The following is a 13,929-nucleotide window of genomic DNA, read 5'->3' on the forward strand; positions in this document are numbered from 1 at the left end:
ATGCTGCCTCTGTGGATCGCCCTGCAATTTCTCAGCAGCCTGCCGATTCGTCTGCCGGGGATGCCGACGCCCGAACAGCTTGGCCGGTCGCTGCTGTTTTATCCGCTGGTGGGACTGTTGTTCGGTGTCATTCTCTGGGCGCTGAACATTTCCTTGGTCGGCACGCCGTTGCTGTTGCATGCGGCGCTGTTGCTGGCGGTGTGGGTGCTGCTCAGCGGCGCGTTGCACCTTGATGGGCTGGCGGACAGCGCCGATGCGTGGCTCGGCGGCTTCGGTGATCGCGAGCGTACGCTGACGATCATGAAGGATCCGCGCAGCGGGCCGATCGCGGTGGTGACGCTGGTGCTGGTGTTGCTGCTCAAGTTCGCCCCGTTGCTGGCGTTGATCGAACAACAGCGGGGCACGGCATTGATCATCGTGCCGCTGATCGGCCGAGCGGCGTTGCTCGGGCTGTTTCTCACCACGACTTATGTGCGGGCCGGCGGGTTGGGGCAGGCGCTGGCCGATCATCTGCCGCGCAAGGCGGGTTGGCAGGTGCTGGCAGGGAGTGCGGCGGCGTGTGTGGCGATCGCCGGGTTCAACGCTGTCGTGGCGTTGCTGCTGGCGGTTGTCGTGTTCATCTGGCTGCGGCATTTGATGGTGCGGCGACTGGGTGGAACCACCGGTGATACGGCGGGAGCGTTGCTGGAACTATTGGAGATGTCAGTGCTGGTCGGGCTGGCCTTATCTTGATCTGTAACTTGATTTAACACAGTCGCGGGTATATACACGCATCATGCTTCCATCTCAGTGTTTGTGCACCAACCTGCGTCGCGCCGCGCGTGGCGTCAGCAGGCATTACGACGGCGCTCTCGACGGCTTCGGGATCAACGTTGCCCAGTATTCTCTGCTGTGCAATCTGCAGCGCCTGGATCAGCCGAGCATTTCCGAACTGGCCGAGGCCATGGGCCTGGATCGCAGCACCCTCGGGCGCAATCTGCGGGTGCTGGAAGGCGAGGGCCTGGTGGCGCTGGCCGAGGGCGAAGACATGCGCAACCGCATCGTCCGGCTCACTGAAACCGGTGCGCAACGCCTGGCAGCAGCCTTGCCGGCCTGGGAAGCGGCGCAACAGCGGTTGATCGACCGACTGGGTGCCGAGAAGCGTGAAACCTTGCTGCGGCTATTGGATGAACTGGCCTGAGGGCCGGTTTTTTCCGAATCTAAGCGGGTATATACCCGCGACTGGAGAATAATAATGAGTTCGATGTGGCGTACGTGCGGTTGGGTGTTGCTGGGGAGTGCGCTGATTCTGGCGTTGTCATTGGGCGTGCGGCATGGCTTCGGCTTGTTTCTGTCGCCGATGAGCGCCCAGTTCGGCTGGGGGCGCGAGGTGTTCGCCTTCGCCATCGCCTTGCAGAACCTGATCTGGGGGCTGGCGCAACCGTTCACTGGCGCGCTGGCCGACCGCTTCGGCGCGGCGAAAGTGGTGTTGATCGGCGGTGTGCTCTACGCCTTGGGCCTGGTGTTCATGGGCCTGTCGGAAACCGCTTTGGGCTTGTCCCTGAGCGCCGGTCTGTTGATCGGTATCGGACTGTCCGGGACCTCGTTCTCGGTGATTCTCGGTGTCGTCGGCCGCGCCGTGCCGCCGGAGAAACGCAGCATGGGCATGGGCATTGCCAGCGCCGCCGGATCCTTTGGCCAGTTCGCGATGCTGCCGGGCACCCTCGGGCTGATTGGCTGGCTCGGCTGGTCGGCGGCATTGCTTGTGCTGGGCCTGCTGGTGGCGCTGATCGTGCCGCTGGTGAGCATGCTCAAGGACAAGCCGCTGCCGGTGCTCGGCCACGAACAAACCCTGTCCGAAGCCCTGCGCGAAGCCTGTTCGCACTCCGGTTTCTGGTTGCTGGCATTCGGTTTTTTCGTCTGCGGATTTCAGGTGGTTTTCATCGGCGTGCACTTGCCGGCGTATCTGGTTGATCAGCATCTGCCGGCCACCGTCGGCACCACCGTGCTGGCGTTGATCGGCCTGTTCAACATCTTCGGTACCTACACCGCCGGTTGGCTCGGTGGGCGGATGTCCAAACCGCGTCTGCTTACCGGGCTCTATCTGCTGCGCGCGGTGGTGATCGTGCTGTTTCTGTGGCTGCCGGTGACGACGACCTCGGCCTATCTGTTCGGCATGGCCATGGGGTTCCTGTGGTTGTCGACGGTGCCGTTGACCAACGGTACGGTGGCGACCTTGTTTGGCGTGCGAAACCTGTCCATGCTCGGCGGCATCGTGTTTCTGTTCCATCAGTTGGGTTCGTTCCTCGGCGGCTGGCTGGGCGGGGTAGTGTATGACCGAACCGGGAGTTATGACTTGATCTGGCAAGTGGCGATTCTCCTGAGCCTGCTGGCGGCGGCGCTGAACTGGCCGGTGCGCGAGCGCCCGGTCGAGCGCCTGCAACCGCGTGCGAGCGCTGCATGAACCGTTTCTGGCCGCAGATCGTCGTCACCGCGCTCGGCGCCGCGTTGCTGGCGCTAGTGTGGTGGGGCTGGCATCAGGGCGGTTTGGCGCTGATGCAGTTGGGCATGGGTGCTTGCTAGACCGGCGGGAGGGCGAGTAACGTCGAGGCCTGACGATTGCTCAAGGATGCCCGACATGCTCAAGCGCTGGTGTGCTGTTCCCGCGTTGCTGATGGCGTTGACCGGACTGGCCCAGGCCGCGGACTGTCCGGATCTGTTGCAAGGCTCGTTGCCCAAGTTGCGGGCCAAGGAATCCATCGACCTGTGTCAGCGCTACGCCGACAAACCGCTGGTAGTGATTAACACGGCCAGCTTCTGTGGTTTTGCGCCGCAGTTCGAGGGGCTGGAAGCGCTGAATCAGCGCTACAAGGCCCAGGGCCTGGAAATGCTCGGCGTACCTTCCAATGACTTCAAGCAGGAGTCCAAGGACAGCGCCGAGACCGCCAAGGTCTGCTACGCCAACTACGGCGTGACGTTCACCATGACCGAACCGCAGAAGGTGCGGGGTGACGATGCGACTCATCTGTTCCAGGTGCTGGCCAAACAGAGCAGCGCACCGAAGTGGAATTTCTACAAATACGTCATCGACCGCCAGGGCAAGGTGATCGCCAATTTCTCCAGCCTGACCAAACCGGATGATCCTGAATTTCTGGCGGCCATCGAGAAAGCCATTGCCTCCCAGCCGCTGAAACCCTGATCGACGCCCATTAAAAAGCCCCGCCTCTGTGAAGAGAGCGGGGCTTTTTAGTGGGCGAGGCATTAGCCTCGCCGTACAGCATCAGAAGCGGTAGGTTGCGCCGACACCGAAGCCGTTCGCCGAGTTTTCATACTGCGAGTTGTAGCTCTGGCCACGATCGTTTTCGTTGCGGATGTTGACCTTCTCTTCCTTCAGGTACGAGTAGGCAACGTCGATGGTCAGGTCTTCGGTCGGGCTCCAGCCGGCACCGATGCTGAAGATGGTCCGGTCGCCGGTCGGGATGCGTGGCGAACGGTCGACGTTGTTGGTCGGCGACTGGTCGAACGTCAGGCCGGTACGCAGTACCCATTCCTTGTTCAACTGGTAGGACGTACCGATGGCGTACGCCCAGGTGTCATGCCAGTTCTGTTCTTCGGTGATCTCGCCGAACTGGCCAGCCAGCAGAGGCTGTACACCGGAGTTCTTGACGGTGATCTTTTCCAGCTGGCTCCAGCGGGTCCAGGTGGTACCGGCGTAGACGTTCCAGCGATCGTTGATCGCCTGGGTGACCGAGAGGTCCACGGATTCAGGCGTGGTGATCTTCAGCGAAGCGTCGTACTTCTGGTTCGCACCCAGGCCGATCGCGCCCAGCACACCGTAGTTGACCTTGGTGTTGCCATCGAGCTTGTAGTCGACTTTCGAGTGGTAGGTCAGACCCAGGCGAGTGCTGTCGGTAGCCTGTACCAGGACGCCGATGTTGTAGCCCAGTGCGGTGTCGTCGCCCTTGATCTTGACCTTGCCATCCGGCGCTGCCTGAGTGATCGACAGGTTGGATTCCAGCGAGCCGTCGATGCGGTTGATGGTCGGGCCGAAACCGATCGACACGACATCGTTGAACTTGTAGCTGACCGTTGGCTGGAAGGTGATGATCTTGACTTCTGACTTGCTGCCGAAGTAACGGCCGGCGAAGCCGTTTTCATAGTCGGTGATCAGGCCGAAGGGTACGTACACACCCAGACCGAATGCCCAATGCTCGTCGATCGGCTTGACGTAGTAACCCATAGGTACGGAGGTGAAGGGCACCATGTCGCCTTTGTTGCTGCCGCCGTTCGGGCTGGAGCTGGCGTCGCTGATATCGGTTTTTGCGTCGAGGAATGCAACGCCACCGGTGACTTGTTCGCGCGTGATGCGCGACATGCCGGCAGGGTTGCCATAAACGGTGCTTGCGTCGTCGGCAGAAGAAGATCGCCCGGCGTACCCAGTCCCCATCCCGCTGATGCTGTGTTCGTTGATGGCAAAGCCAGCTGCGAAGATCTGGGTGGATGCCACGGTTACGGCAAGGCTAAGGGTGGTTTTGAGCATGACTTTTTTCATTATTAGAACTCCTGGTGATCACCGGGGCGAAAATTACCAACATTTTCGTCCCGGCGCTATAGTCCGTATGCCTTGAGTTAGAGCGGTTTTGTAGGACAATCCGACCAAAATCACTGCCTGTTGGGCGATGTTGTGAAAACAGCGGGTCAGCAAGCGACCTGATTCAGCGGTGAAACACAGGTTTGCCAGGCGCAGGTGAAGTCGCGCAGACGACCTTGGGGCTGAAAGGTCTGACGCCAGATACGCGCCATGCCCAGCAGATCGTCCGGCTCGGGGAGGGTAGTGTTTTGTTCTTCGACCAGCAGCCAGGCGATGGCTGTGGCATAACGCAAATTGACGGTCAGTTCCAGGTGCGGGCCGCTGAGGAAAGCATGCTGGCTGGCGAGGCCGCGAACCAGGCTGGCGCGTTCCGGATCCAGCGCCAGGTAATGATCCCAGAGGGCCTGATGGCGATGTTCGGCAATCCGGTACAGGCCGTGGCCGCGGCGGTCATGCAGGGCGGAACCGAGAGCGGACTGGCTGGCGGCAATGCCCAGCAGCAGGGATTCGGCGGTTGCGCAGTGACGTCCCAGGTAGATCAGCGTAGGACGAATCACATAGCGGCACAGTTCGCTGGCAGCGATACCCATAAATCCCTCGGATCTTGTTATTGGGCGGCGAGGCCTGAAGGGGGAGCTTGGCAGCTGTGGATCGACTCAGGCTCGCCGGAAGCGGATCACGCCGCTTGAGTTGAAGTGTAGTGTCATATTCGCGACGTAAAGGACTGTTTTTAAAATATTTCCGGCGCGCCGTTATAACCGTTATACCGGTTGGTGCTTAAGCGGAAAGAGATAAAAGTGAAACATCGGGCAATAAAAAGCCCCGCATTTCAGCAGGGCTTTTGCTTTTGCAGCCATTTCGGCTTCTCAGGCGATCAATGCCTGACGGGTGCGATCAATCACGGCCTGCAGCGGTTCGGCGCTGGAATACTGATCGGGGTACAGACGCTCGCTATGGCGGGCGATCCCGTGTTCATTGACCACGGTGAAGCTGAAGCAGCCTTTGCGAGCGGCCATGATCAGGCAGTTCATTGGAGCAAAAGCGTTGGTTAGGGTGCGAATGGCATCCTGAGTCTGGATTTGAGTCGACATAGTTATTAGGTGTTCCTACAAATGACACGGATAAGAACCGTGCAACGTTAAAACGTTCCAGTAACGTCAACCACCATTGGTCGAACGAAGAACCCGACTGGAACAAGGCAGCCAGTTCGAGCGCTATAAAAGTTGGCGCGCTTGGGCTGGCAGGTAGGTACTTAGGAGGACAGGCAACATATCAAGGGCAGAGGTTCTGGGCCCTTGGTGAAGATCCTGATCAATTTGCAGGTTGGTTCGGTCAGAGTAAGTGGTCTTCGCAACACTCTTTGCATTCGATTCAAAGACTGTGTCGTCGCAAGATTTACCTGGAAACCATCAAGGGGTCGATCCCGCTTTTTTCAGTGAAGATCTCTGTGAGAGAAACTTGACCGTGGGGGTGTGTTCGACCGGAATTGACTTTCAGCTTGGTACTAACGCCGCGGATACTAACGGAACGAATCGCAGAAGGCAAACCCGATGATCAAAAAAATCAGAATCCGCTACCCGGGCTCCCCCGCCTGCCCCGATCTGGCTCACTTTACGTCCGTCGGTCGCCACGACCCGAAAGATGCTGACGCTCTGCGCAGCGGCTTATCCCCAGCACGAATGCCAAAACGACCCGAAAAGGCGCATCGATATAACCGCGTAACAGGTACTTGTGCACATTAGTTGCGCAGACTGTAACGGCGCTGTCACAACAATCCTGACCCCGACGGCTGCCTGCATCGAAAGTTTAAGTCAATGAAAAACATCGCTTTTTTTAACTGGTGAAAAAATCGTCAGTTTGACTGCGAGCCCCGTTCCACAAGGCTTTGCGGCGACTGGAGGGCGGTTGTCCACTGAGTTATCCACAGCTTCTGTGGATTGTCCCGAGCGCTTGCTCTAGCACGGGCGTGCCGGGTTTTTTTCGACTTTACCTGTGCGAAAAAAAGAGTAGAGTGGCGCGCCTTCCGATCTGTCCCACAGTGCTTTATGAAGTTTCGTTCAGCTCCAGAATCTGTTACCTCCCAACTCCCTCGTGTTACCGCTCCCAAGCGATTTTCCGTGCGCGTGGCCGAATGGCTGCTGGACAGCCCGCGTCTGGGCGACAGCCAGAATGCCAAGCACCTCGCCGGCCGCCTGCTCAAGCAACCGGCCCGGGAAGGGGTGGTCGCGGCGCAGAGTCGCCTCGGCCAGTTGATGTGCCGCGAGTGCGGCAATGCCCGGGATCGCCGGATCGGCCAGGACCTGCTGCGCCAGGCCGCCCGCGCCGGTGACCGACGCGCGCAACAGGAACTCGGCCTGATCGAAGACTGAGCTGTCCAAGACCAGACGCCTTGGTTAACCTTCAGGCTTTATCGGATCGGCGGGAATCACTATGGCGATGGACTTGACCAGCATCCTGCTGGGGCTGGCAGGTGCGGCGGTGCCGTTGCTGGCATTGGCCTGGCAACTGCAACGTCGGGCCAGTCAGAACCAGTCTGAAGTCGCGTTGCTCGAGGAGCGGCTGGCCATGGCGCAAATGGCCCAGGACGGCCTCACTGCACAACTTGAAGCCTGCCGCGATGAAGTCGCCGATCTCGGCCAGGCCAATGCCTCGAAACAAGCGGAGCTCGCCGCCGTACGCCGGGAAGTCGAGCTATTGCAGATCGAGCGCGACGACGCCCGTGACGCCGCCCACGCCTGGAATCTCGAGCGCGCCAACAAGGAAGCCGAATTGCGGCGCCTGGACGCCCAGGCGGCTTCGCTGAATGCCGAATTGCGCGAGCAACAGGAAAGCCATCAACAACGTCTGGATGACCTGCAAGGTTCCCGTGACGAGTTGCGTGCCCAGTTCGCCGAACTGGCCGGCAAGATCTTCGATGAGCGCGAACAACGCTTTGCCGAAACCAGCCAGCAGCGCCTCGGCCAATTGCTCGACCCTTTGAAAGAGCGCATCCAGTCGTTCGAAAAACGTGTCGAGGAAAGCTACCAGGCCGAAGCCCGCGAGCGTTTTTCGCTGGCCAAGGAACTGGAGCGTTTGCAGCAACTGAACCTGCGCCTGAGCGACGAAGCGACCAACCTGACCCGCGCCCTGAAGGGCCAGAAAACCCAGGGCAACTGGGGCGAGCTGATTCTCGAGCGTGTGCTTGAGCATGCCGGGCTGGAGAAGGGCCGGGAGTACCAGACCCAGGTCAATCTCAAGGGCCCGGATGGCGAGCGTTTTCAGCCGGACGTGATCATTTACTTGCCGGGCGACAAGCAGGTAGTGGTGGATTCCAAGGTCAGCCTCACCGCGTATCAGCAATACGTCGCGGCGGACGACGATGCCATTGGCCAGATCGCCATGAAGCAACACGTGCTGTCCCTGCGCAGTCACGTCAAAGGCCTGGCCGGCAAGGATTACAAGCGACTGGAAGGTTTGCACAGCCTCGATTTTGTCTTGCTGTTCGTGCCCATCGAAGCAGCGTTTTCCGCTGCATTGCAGGCCGAGCCGTCACTGTTTCAGGAAGCTTTTGATCGCAACATCGTGATCGTCAGCCCGACCACGCTGCTGGCAACGCTGCGGGTCATCGACAGCCTGTGGAAGCAGGAGCGTCAGAGCCAGAACGCCCGGGAAATCGCCGAGCGCGCCGGTTGGCTGTATGACAAGTTCGTGTTGTTCATTCAGGATCTGGACGAAGTCGGCAATCGCTTGCAGCAACTGGACAAGGCCTACAGCGCGGCGCGCAACAAGCTGACGGAAGGGCGCGGCAACCTGGTCAGCCGCAGCGAACAGCTCAAGTTGCTCGGCGCGCGGGCCAGCAAAAGCCTGCCGGCGGATCTGCTGGAGCGCGCGATGACCGATGCCGACGGCCTGGTCGAGCTGCCTGAATAAGCCGCTCTGCTAGAGCGGCAAATAACGACTCAACAACGCCCGCAACGCCGCCGGTTTCACCGGTTTGGCCAGATAATCCAGCCCCGCCGCGTGCACCTGCGCCACCGTTTCCGGATGCCCGTCGGCGCTGATCACCACGCCAGGCACCGGCTCGCCCAGCCTTGTGCGCAACCAGGCCATCAGATCGGTGCCGGTTTCGCCGTGATCGAGGTGATAGTCCACCAGCGCCAATTGTGGCCGCACGCCGTCATCGAGCAGCGCCGCACATTCTTCGCGGTTTCGCGCGGTCCAGACCTGACAGCCCCAGCGCGTGAGCAGGCTGTTCATGCCGATCAGAATGCTGTCTTCGTTGTCGATGCACAGCACCTGCGCGCCGCTGTGCAGTTTGCCATTGATTTCCACTGTTGCTGGCGGTTGCACGGTCTGCGCTTTGGCCAACGGCACGCGGACACTGAACACGCTGCCGCGCCCCGGCCATGAGCGCACGCGCAAGGTATGGCCGAGCACGCGGCACAGACCGTCGGCTATCGCCAGACCCAGGCCCAGACCTTTTTCGGCGCGGGTCTGGTGGCTGTCGAGGCGTTTGAATTCCTCGAAGATCACTTGCTGTTTGTCCTCCGGAATTCCCGGCCCGCGATCCCACACTTCCAGACAGATTTCGCCTTTGCGCCGACGCACGCCCAGCAGCACCGGGCCTTTTGCGTAGCGGAAAGCGTTGGTGAGGAAGTTCTGCAGAATCCGCCGCAGCAACTTGATGTCGCTGTCGATGCGCAACTGGCTGCCGCGTACCCGGAAGCTCAGGCCCTGTTCCTGAGCCAATGCCTTGAACTCCGCGCCGAGAATATCGAACAGCTCATTGACCGCGAACGGCTTGCGATCCGGGTTGATCTTGCCGTTCTCAAGGCGGGAAATGTCCAGCAGGTCGCTGATCAGGTCTTCGGCCGAACGCAGCGAACTGTCCAGATGCTGCACCAGTTTCTGCGCCTCGGCGCTCAGGCCGTCTTCCTGATGGGAGAGGGCGGCGGAGAACAGCCGTGCGGCGTTCAAGGGCTGCATCAGGTCGTGACTGACGGCGGCGAGAAAGCGGGTCTTGGACTGGTTGGCCGCCTCGGCATTGCCCTTGGCTTCGGTCAACGCGACGTTGAGTTGCGACAGTTCCTGGGTCCGTTCGCTGACCCGTTGCTCCAGCCCTTCGTTGGCCTCGGTCAGCGCCTGCTCGGCTTCGCGGAACGCGGTGATGTCGGTGAAACTCATGACGAAACCGCCGCCAGGCATCGGGTTGCCGATCAGCTCGATCACCCGGCCATTGGGGAACAGTCGCTCGGAGGTGTGGGCGCGGCCCTGACGCATCCAGTGCAGACGACGGGCGACGTGAACTTCCGCTTCACCGGGGCCGCACAAACCACGCTCGGCGTTATGGCGAATGATGTCGGCAATCGGTCGGCCAACGCTGATCAAACCGTCCGGATAGTTGAACAGTTCGAGATAGCGGCGGTTCCAGGCCACCAGTCTCAGCGACTGGTCGACCACGCTGATGCCCTGGGTAATGTTCTCGATCGCGCCTTGCAGCAGCGCGCGGTTGAACTGCAGCACTTCCGAGGCTTCGTCGGCGATCCGCACGACGTCCTCCAGCTGCATTTCTCGACCTTCGATGGCGGCTTTCACGACCGCTCGCGTTGACGAAGCGCCAAGGACACCGGCCAGCAAACGCTCAGTGTGGGCGATCCATTCGCCGTCGGCGTTCTGGTTCGGGTTGAAGCCTTTGCCCTGGCGGTAGGCGAAGCGGATGAAGCTCTGCCGCGCGCGTTCTTCGCCGACAAAGCGTGCCGCCAATTGCAGCAAATCGTCGATCTGCACCGCCAGCATCGAGCGTGCATTCGGCCGGGCGCTGATTTCCTGGCCGATAAAACGCCCGGCCTGCCAGTGCTCCGACACGCGGGTGCGCGACAGCACCGAGACCCAGGCGAACAGGGTGAAGTTGCCTGCCAGCGACAGCACCACGCCTTGGGTCAGCGGGGTGATCGGCAGGTTCAACGGGTTGCTGTGCAGCCAGGCGAGTCCGGGGAAACTGTCCAGCGACCAACCGAGGCTGCGCGCAGCGATCGGCAGGATCAAGGTGTAGAACCACAGGAACGTACCGGCGGCGAGACCGGCGAATACACCACGCCGGTTGGCCTGTTTCCAGTACAGCGCGCCAAGCATCGCCGGGGCCAGTTGGGTGACGGCGGCGAAGGCGATCTGGCCGATGGTCGCCAAGCTCGCGGTCGAGCCGAGCAAACGGTAGCTGACGTAGGCCAGTAACAGAATCAGCACGATGCTGACGCGGCGCACCGAGAGCATCCACTGACGGAACACTTCGAACGGCCGCTCGGCATTGTTGCGGCGCAGCAGCCACGGTAACAGCATGTCGTTGGAGACCATGGTCGACAGCGCCACACTCGCTACGATCACCATGCCGGTGGCCGCCGATGCACCGCCGATAAACGCCAGCATCGCCAGCGCCGGATGGGCCTGGGCCAATGGCAGGCTGATGACGAAAGAGTCGGGGATGACCGAGCTGGGCAGCATCATCTGACCGGCCAGGGCGATCGGGACTACAAACAGCGCGGCCAATGCGAGGTAGGCGGGGAACACCCATTTGGCCAGACGCAGATCCTGCGGGTCGATGTTCTCGACCACCGTCACGTGGAACTGCCGGGGCAGGCAGATGATCGCCATCATCGCCACGCCGGTCTGTACCACCATCGACGGCCAGTTGATGGTTTCTTTCCAGTATTCCTCCAGGCGCGGGGCGAGCATCGCCTGATTGAACAGGTCGTCGAAGCCGTCATACAGGCCATAAGTGACGAAGGCGCCGACGGCGAGGAAGGCGAACAGCTTGACCAGCGATTCAAAGGCGATCGCCAGCACCATGCCGCGGTGGTGCTCGGTGGCATCGAGGTTGCGCGTACCGAAGACGATGGTGAACAGCGCGAGCACCAGCGACACGATCAGCGCGGTGTCCTGGGCGCGGGTGCCCATGGCGTCGGCGCCGGCACCGATCAGCAGGTTCACGCCGAGGACGATGCCTTTGAGCTGCAAGGCGATATAAGGCAGAACGCCGACCAGACAGATCAGCGCAACCACCACCGCCAACGACTGGGACTTGCCGTAACGGGCGGCAATGAAGTCGGCGATGGAGGTGATGTTCTCCTGCTTGCTGATCATCACCATTTTCTGCAGCACCCACGGCGCACCGAGCAGCAGCAGGATCGGCCCGAGGTAGATCGGCAGGAACGACCACAGTTGTTCGGCAGCCTGACCGACCGCGCCAAAGAACGTCCAACTGGTGCAGTAGACCGCCAGCGACAGGCTGTACACCCAGGCACGCACCCGTGGCGGCAGCGGTGTGCTGCGACGGTCGCCGTAGAAGGCGATGGCGAACATGATGGCCATATAGGCCAGGGCGACGGCGGCGATCAGCCCGGTGGACAACGACATGGAACACTCCCGACAGAAAACGACCGGACTCGCGCCCGGTCAGACAGTCTCGCACGGGCGCGGCGGTTAGTCAGTGTCGACCAAGGTCGTGGCGCGGCGGGGTGTCGCAGGAACAGAACCGGCCGGTTCTGCGGTCAGTCCGGTTTCAGCGCGATGTCGATCAAGCGGTGCAGTTCTCCGACTTCCAGCGGCGCTGCCGAAAACAGAATGCGAAATACCACCGGGGACACCACCAGATTGATCAGCCGATCCACGCTCGGCGCCGGTTCCTTGGGGTGGCGCTCGATGATGGTTTGCAACTGCGCGCCGATGATCGCCACGCAATAGCCCGGCGTCGCACTCGCCTGCACGTCGCGCATCATGTTGCGCCCGGGTTCCGAACTCATTTCGTCGAGGTATTGTTCGGCCCACGCGCGGATGTCGCTGCGCAGGCTGCCGGTTTCAGCCGGCTCGCTGTCGGGGCGCATGTGGGCGAGGGCAACGTCGGCCAGCAAGGTCGCCAGATCGCCCCAGCGCCGATAAATGGTTGATGGCGTTACCCCGGCGCGCGCCGCGATTTGCGGGACGGTCACCGTTGAGCGCTCCTGTTCTTGCAGAAGCGCGCGGACTGCCGAGTGAATCGACTCCTGCACCCGGGCGCTGCGACCGCCGGGGCGTAAACCTTCTTTAATAGCCATGCGGCAGACCTTAACACAAAGAATTTGCTTTAAGCGCAAGCCAAGAGCACACTCCGCAAAAGCAAAAAATTAGCTTTTGCGGAGTGTGCCCATGACCAGCCTTGCTTCCAACCGTTCCAGCCTGTGGTTTCTGGCGATCACCTTACTGAGTTTTCTCGCCGCTTCCACTGCGCCGACGCCGTTGTATCACCTGTATCAGGATCAGCTGCATTTTTCGGCAGCGGTGCTGACCCTGATTTTCGGCGTCTATGCCCTCAGTCTGCTGGCCGCGTTGCTGACGGTCGGGTCGCTGTCGGATCACCTGGGACGCAAACCGGTGATCTTCACCGCCGTGACGCTCAATGCGCTGGCGATGTTGCTATTTATCTACGCCGACAGCGTGGGCTGGCTGATCGGCGCGCGAGTGCTGCAAGGTTTCGCCACCGGCATGGCCACCGCCGTATTGAGTGCGACGCTGCTGGACACCGACCGTCAGCAAGGGCCGCTGATCAACAGCGTTGCTCCGTTGCTGGGCATGGCATTGGGTGGCATGGGCTGCGGCTTGCTGGCCGAGTTCGCTCCGGCGCCGTTGCAATTGACCTATTGGTTGCTGCTCGCGCTGTTTGTGTTGCAAGGCATCTATGTGTGGCGCCTGCCGGAAAGTGTCTCGCCGCAGGCCGGGGCGTGGGCCTCGTTGCGACCGACCCTGCACGTGCCGGTCCAGGCGCGTTCGACGTTATGGCGAGTATTGCCGCTGAATACCGCGACCTGGGCGCTCGGCGGTTTTTATGCCTCGCTGGCACCGTCGCTGGTGCGCACGGCCACTGGCTCCACCTCCAACCTGATCGGCGGCGCGACCGTGGCGGCGTTGACCGTGACCGGTGCGTTGATGATCTTCACGTTGCGCAATCGTCCCGCCTCCCGGGCGCTGCAACTTGGGGCGAGCCTGCTGCCGGCCGGCATCGTGCTGATTCTATTGGGCGTGCACAGCGCCAGTCTCTCGCTGTTCTTCTTCGGCACGCTGGTGGCCGGTTGTGGCTTTGGCTCCGGTTTTCTCGGTGCGGTGCGCAGCCTGGTGCCGCTGGCATTGCCTCATGAGCGGGCCGGATTGATGTCGGCGTTTTATGTGCTGAGTTACCTGGCGTTCTGCCTGCCGGCGTTACTGGCCGGACATTTCACCCACAGCGTGGGCCTGCTGACCACCACCGATGTGTATGGCGCGGTGCTGATCGTGTTGGCGGTCGGAGCGCTGCTGATGAGCTTCCGCGCGCAAGCGGCGAAGACCTGCAGCGCTCCATAACATCTCTGGATTCG

13 protein-coding genes are annotated in these 13,929 nt (G+C 61.3%); 8 read left to right on the forward strand and 5 right to left on the reverse strand.

Annotated elements, in window-relative coordinates; all coding sequences use genetic code 11:
* From ACKUG4_RS09165 to ACKUG4_RS09185, 5 genes are read left to right on the forward strand one after another with little or no spacing between them, the layout of a single operon-like run.
* Positions 1-732 carry an adenosylcobinamide-GDP ribazoletransferase gene (locus ACKUG4_RS09165; RefSeq protein WP_445433863.1) on the forward strand — a complete coding sequence of 244 codons (732 nt, stop codon included), beginning with the start codon at positions 1-3 and terminating at the stop codon, positions 730-732.
* A gap of 43 nt (positions 733-775) precedes the next feature.
* Positions 776-1,180, forward strand: a complete 405-nt coding sequence (locus ACKUG4_RS09170; protein ID WP_007950413.1) for a MarR family winged helix-turn-helix transcriptional regulator — start codon at positions 776-778, stop codon at positions 1,178-1,180.
* A 54-nt stretch (positions 1,181-1,234) separates the two neighbouring features.
* On the forward strand, positions 1,235-2,443 hold the full coding sequence (locus ACKUG4_RS09175) for an MFS transporter (protein WP_011333148.1): 1,209 nt from the start codon (positions 1,235-1,237) through the stop codon (positions 2,441-2,443).
* Positions 2,440-2,562 (forward strand): hypothetical protein, encoded by a 123-nt coding sequence (locus tag ACKUG4_RS09180; protein WP_007950415.1) that lies wholly within the window; start codon positions 2,440-2,442, stop codon positions 2,560-2,562. The genes ACKUG4_RS09175 and ACKUG4_RS09180 overlap by 4 nt, the downstream gene beginning before the upstream one ends.
* A 55-nt stretch (positions 2,563-2,617) precedes the next feature.
* Positions 2,618-3,178, forward strand: coding sequence for a glutathione peroxidase (locus ACKUG4_RS09185; RefSeq protein ID WP_039769833.1), 561 nt, complete (start codon positions 2,618-2,620; stop codon positions 3,176-3,178).
* Between the two features lie 81 nt (positions 3,179-3,259).
* On the opposite strand, the gene ACKUG4_RS09190 is transcribed toward ACKUG4_RS09185, so the two are convergent.
* The 3 genes from ACKUG4_RS09190 to ACKUG4_RS09200 form a co-directional block, all read right to left on the reverse strand.
* On the reverse strand, positions 3,260-4,531 hold the full coding sequence (locus ACKUG4_RS09190) for an OmpP1/FadL family transporter (RefSeq protein WP_085648477.1): 1,272 nt from the start codon (positions 4,529-4,531) through the stop codon (positions 3,260-3,262).
* A gap of 146 nt (positions 4,532-4,677) precedes the next feature.
* Positions 4,678-5,160 carry a hypothetical protein gene (locus ACKUG4_RS09195; protein WP_064594536.1) on the reverse strand — a complete coding sequence of 161 codons (483 nt, stop codon included), beginning with the start codon at positions 5,158-5,160 and terminating at the stop codon, positions 4,678-4,680.
* A 276-nt stretch (positions 5,161-5,436) separates the two neighbouring features.
* A complete protein-coding gene (locus tag ACKUG4_RS09200; protein WP_007950419.1) occupies positions 5,437-5,661 on the reverse strand; it encodes a hypothetical protein in 225 nt (74 codons plus the stop codon).
* Between the two features lie 954 nt (positions 5,662-6,615).
* Between ACKUG4_RS09200 and ACKUG4_RS09205 the strand changes: the two genes are divergently transcribed.
* Positions 6,616-6,939 (forward strand): SEL1-like repeat protein, encoded by a 324-nt coding sequence (locus tag ACKUG4_RS09205; RefSeq protein ID WP_085611478.1) that lies wholly within the window; start codon positions 6,616-6,618, stop codon positions 6,937-6,939.
* A 175-nt stretch (positions 6,940-7,114) separates the two neighbouring features.
* Positions 7,115-8,479: a DNA recombination protein RmuC gene (locus ACKUG4_RS09210; protein ID WP_178076170.1), complete on the forward strand. Its 1,365-nt coding sequence runs from the start codon at positions 7,115-7,117 to the stop codon at positions 8,477-8,479.
* A gap of 9 nt (positions 8,480-8,488) precedes the next feature.
* On the opposite strand, the gene ACKUG4_RS09215 is transcribed toward ACKUG4_RS09210, so the two are convergent.
* Positions 8,489-11,959 (reverse strand): hybrid sensor histidine kinase/response regulator, encoded by a 3,471-nt coding sequence (locus ACKUG4_RS09215; RefSeq protein ID WP_445433864.1) that lies wholly within the window; start codon positions 11,957-11,959, stop codon positions 8,489-8,491.
* Between the two features lie 134 nt (positions 11,960-12,093).
* On the reverse strand, positions 12,094-12,636 hold the full coding sequence (locus ACKUG4_RS09220) for a TetR/AcrR family transcriptional regulator (protein WP_445433865.1): 543 nt from the start codon (positions 12,634-12,636) through the stop codon (positions 12,094-12,096).
* A 91-nt stretch (positions 12,637-12,727) separates the two neighbouring features.
* Here ACKUG4_RS09220 and ACKUG4_RS09225 point away from each other — a divergent pair, with 91 nt between their 5' ends.
* Positions 12,728-13,915 (forward strand): MFS transporter, encoded by a 1,188-nt coding sequence (locus tag ACKUG4_RS09225; RefSeq protein ID WP_445433866.1) that lies wholly within the window; start codon positions 12,728-12,730, stop codon positions 13,913-13,915.
* Positions 13,916-13,929 lie beyond the last annotated feature (14 nt).

This window comes from Candidatus Pseudomonas auctus (assembly GCF_048654275.1).
Taxonomy (GTDB): Bacteria; Pseudomonadota; Gammaproteobacteria; order Pseudomonadales; family Pseudomonadaceae; genus Aquipseudomonas; species Aquipseudomonas pharyngis.

Bases quoted from the DNA above. Each gene is read 5' to 3' on its own strand.
- ACKUG4_RS09165 (WP_445433863.1), top strand. From the start codon at position 1: ATGCTGCCTCTGTGGATCGCCCTGCAATTTCTCAGCAGCCTGCCGATT.
- ACKUG4_RS09220 (WP_445433865.1), bottom strand. From the start codon at position 12,636: ATGGCTATTAAAGAAGGTTTACGCCCCGGCGGTCGCAGCGCCCGGGTG.
- ACKUG4_RS09175 (WP_011333148.1), top strand. From the start codon at position 1,235: ATGAGTTCGATGTGGCGTACGTGCGGTTGGGTGTTGCTGGGGAGTGCG.
- ACKUG4_RS09225 (WP_445433866.1), top strand. From the start codon at position 12,728: ATGACCAGCCTTGCTTCCAACCGTTCCAGCCTGTGGTTTCTGGCGATC.
- ACKUG4_RS09185 (WP_039769833.1), top strand. From the start codon at position 2,618: ATGCTCAAGCGCTGGTGTGCTGTTCCCGCGTTGCTGATGGCGTTGACC.
- ACKUG4_RS09180 (WP_007950415.1), top strand. From the start codon at position 2,440: ATGAACCGTTTCTGGCCGCAGATCGTCGTCACCGCGCTCGGCGCCGCG.
- ACKUG4_RS09195 (WP_064594536.1), bottom strand. From the start codon at position 5,160: ATGGGTATCGCTGCCAGCGAACTGTGCCGCTATGTGATTCGTCCTACG.
- ACKUG4_RS09215 (WP_445433864.1), bottom strand. From the start codon at position 11,959: ATGTCGTTGTCCACCGGGCTGATCGCCGCCGTCGCCCTGGCCTATATG.
- ACKUG4_RS09190 (WP_085648477.1), bottom strand. From the start codon at position 4,531: ATGAAAAAAGTCATGCTCAAAACCACCCTTAGCCTTGCCGTAACCGTG.
- ACKUG4_RS09170 (WP_007950413.1), top strand. From the start codon at position 776: ATGCTTCCATCTCAGTGTTTGTGCACCAACCTGCGTCGCGCCGCGCGT.
- ACKUG4_RS09200 (WP_007950419.1), bottom strand. From the start codon at position 5,661: ATGTCGACTCAAATCCAGACTCAGGATGCCATTCGCACCCTAACCAAC.
- ACKUG4_RS09205 (WP_085611478.1), top strand. From the start codon at position 6,616: ATGAAGTTTCGTTCAGCTCCAGAATCTGTTACCTCCCAACTCCCTCGT.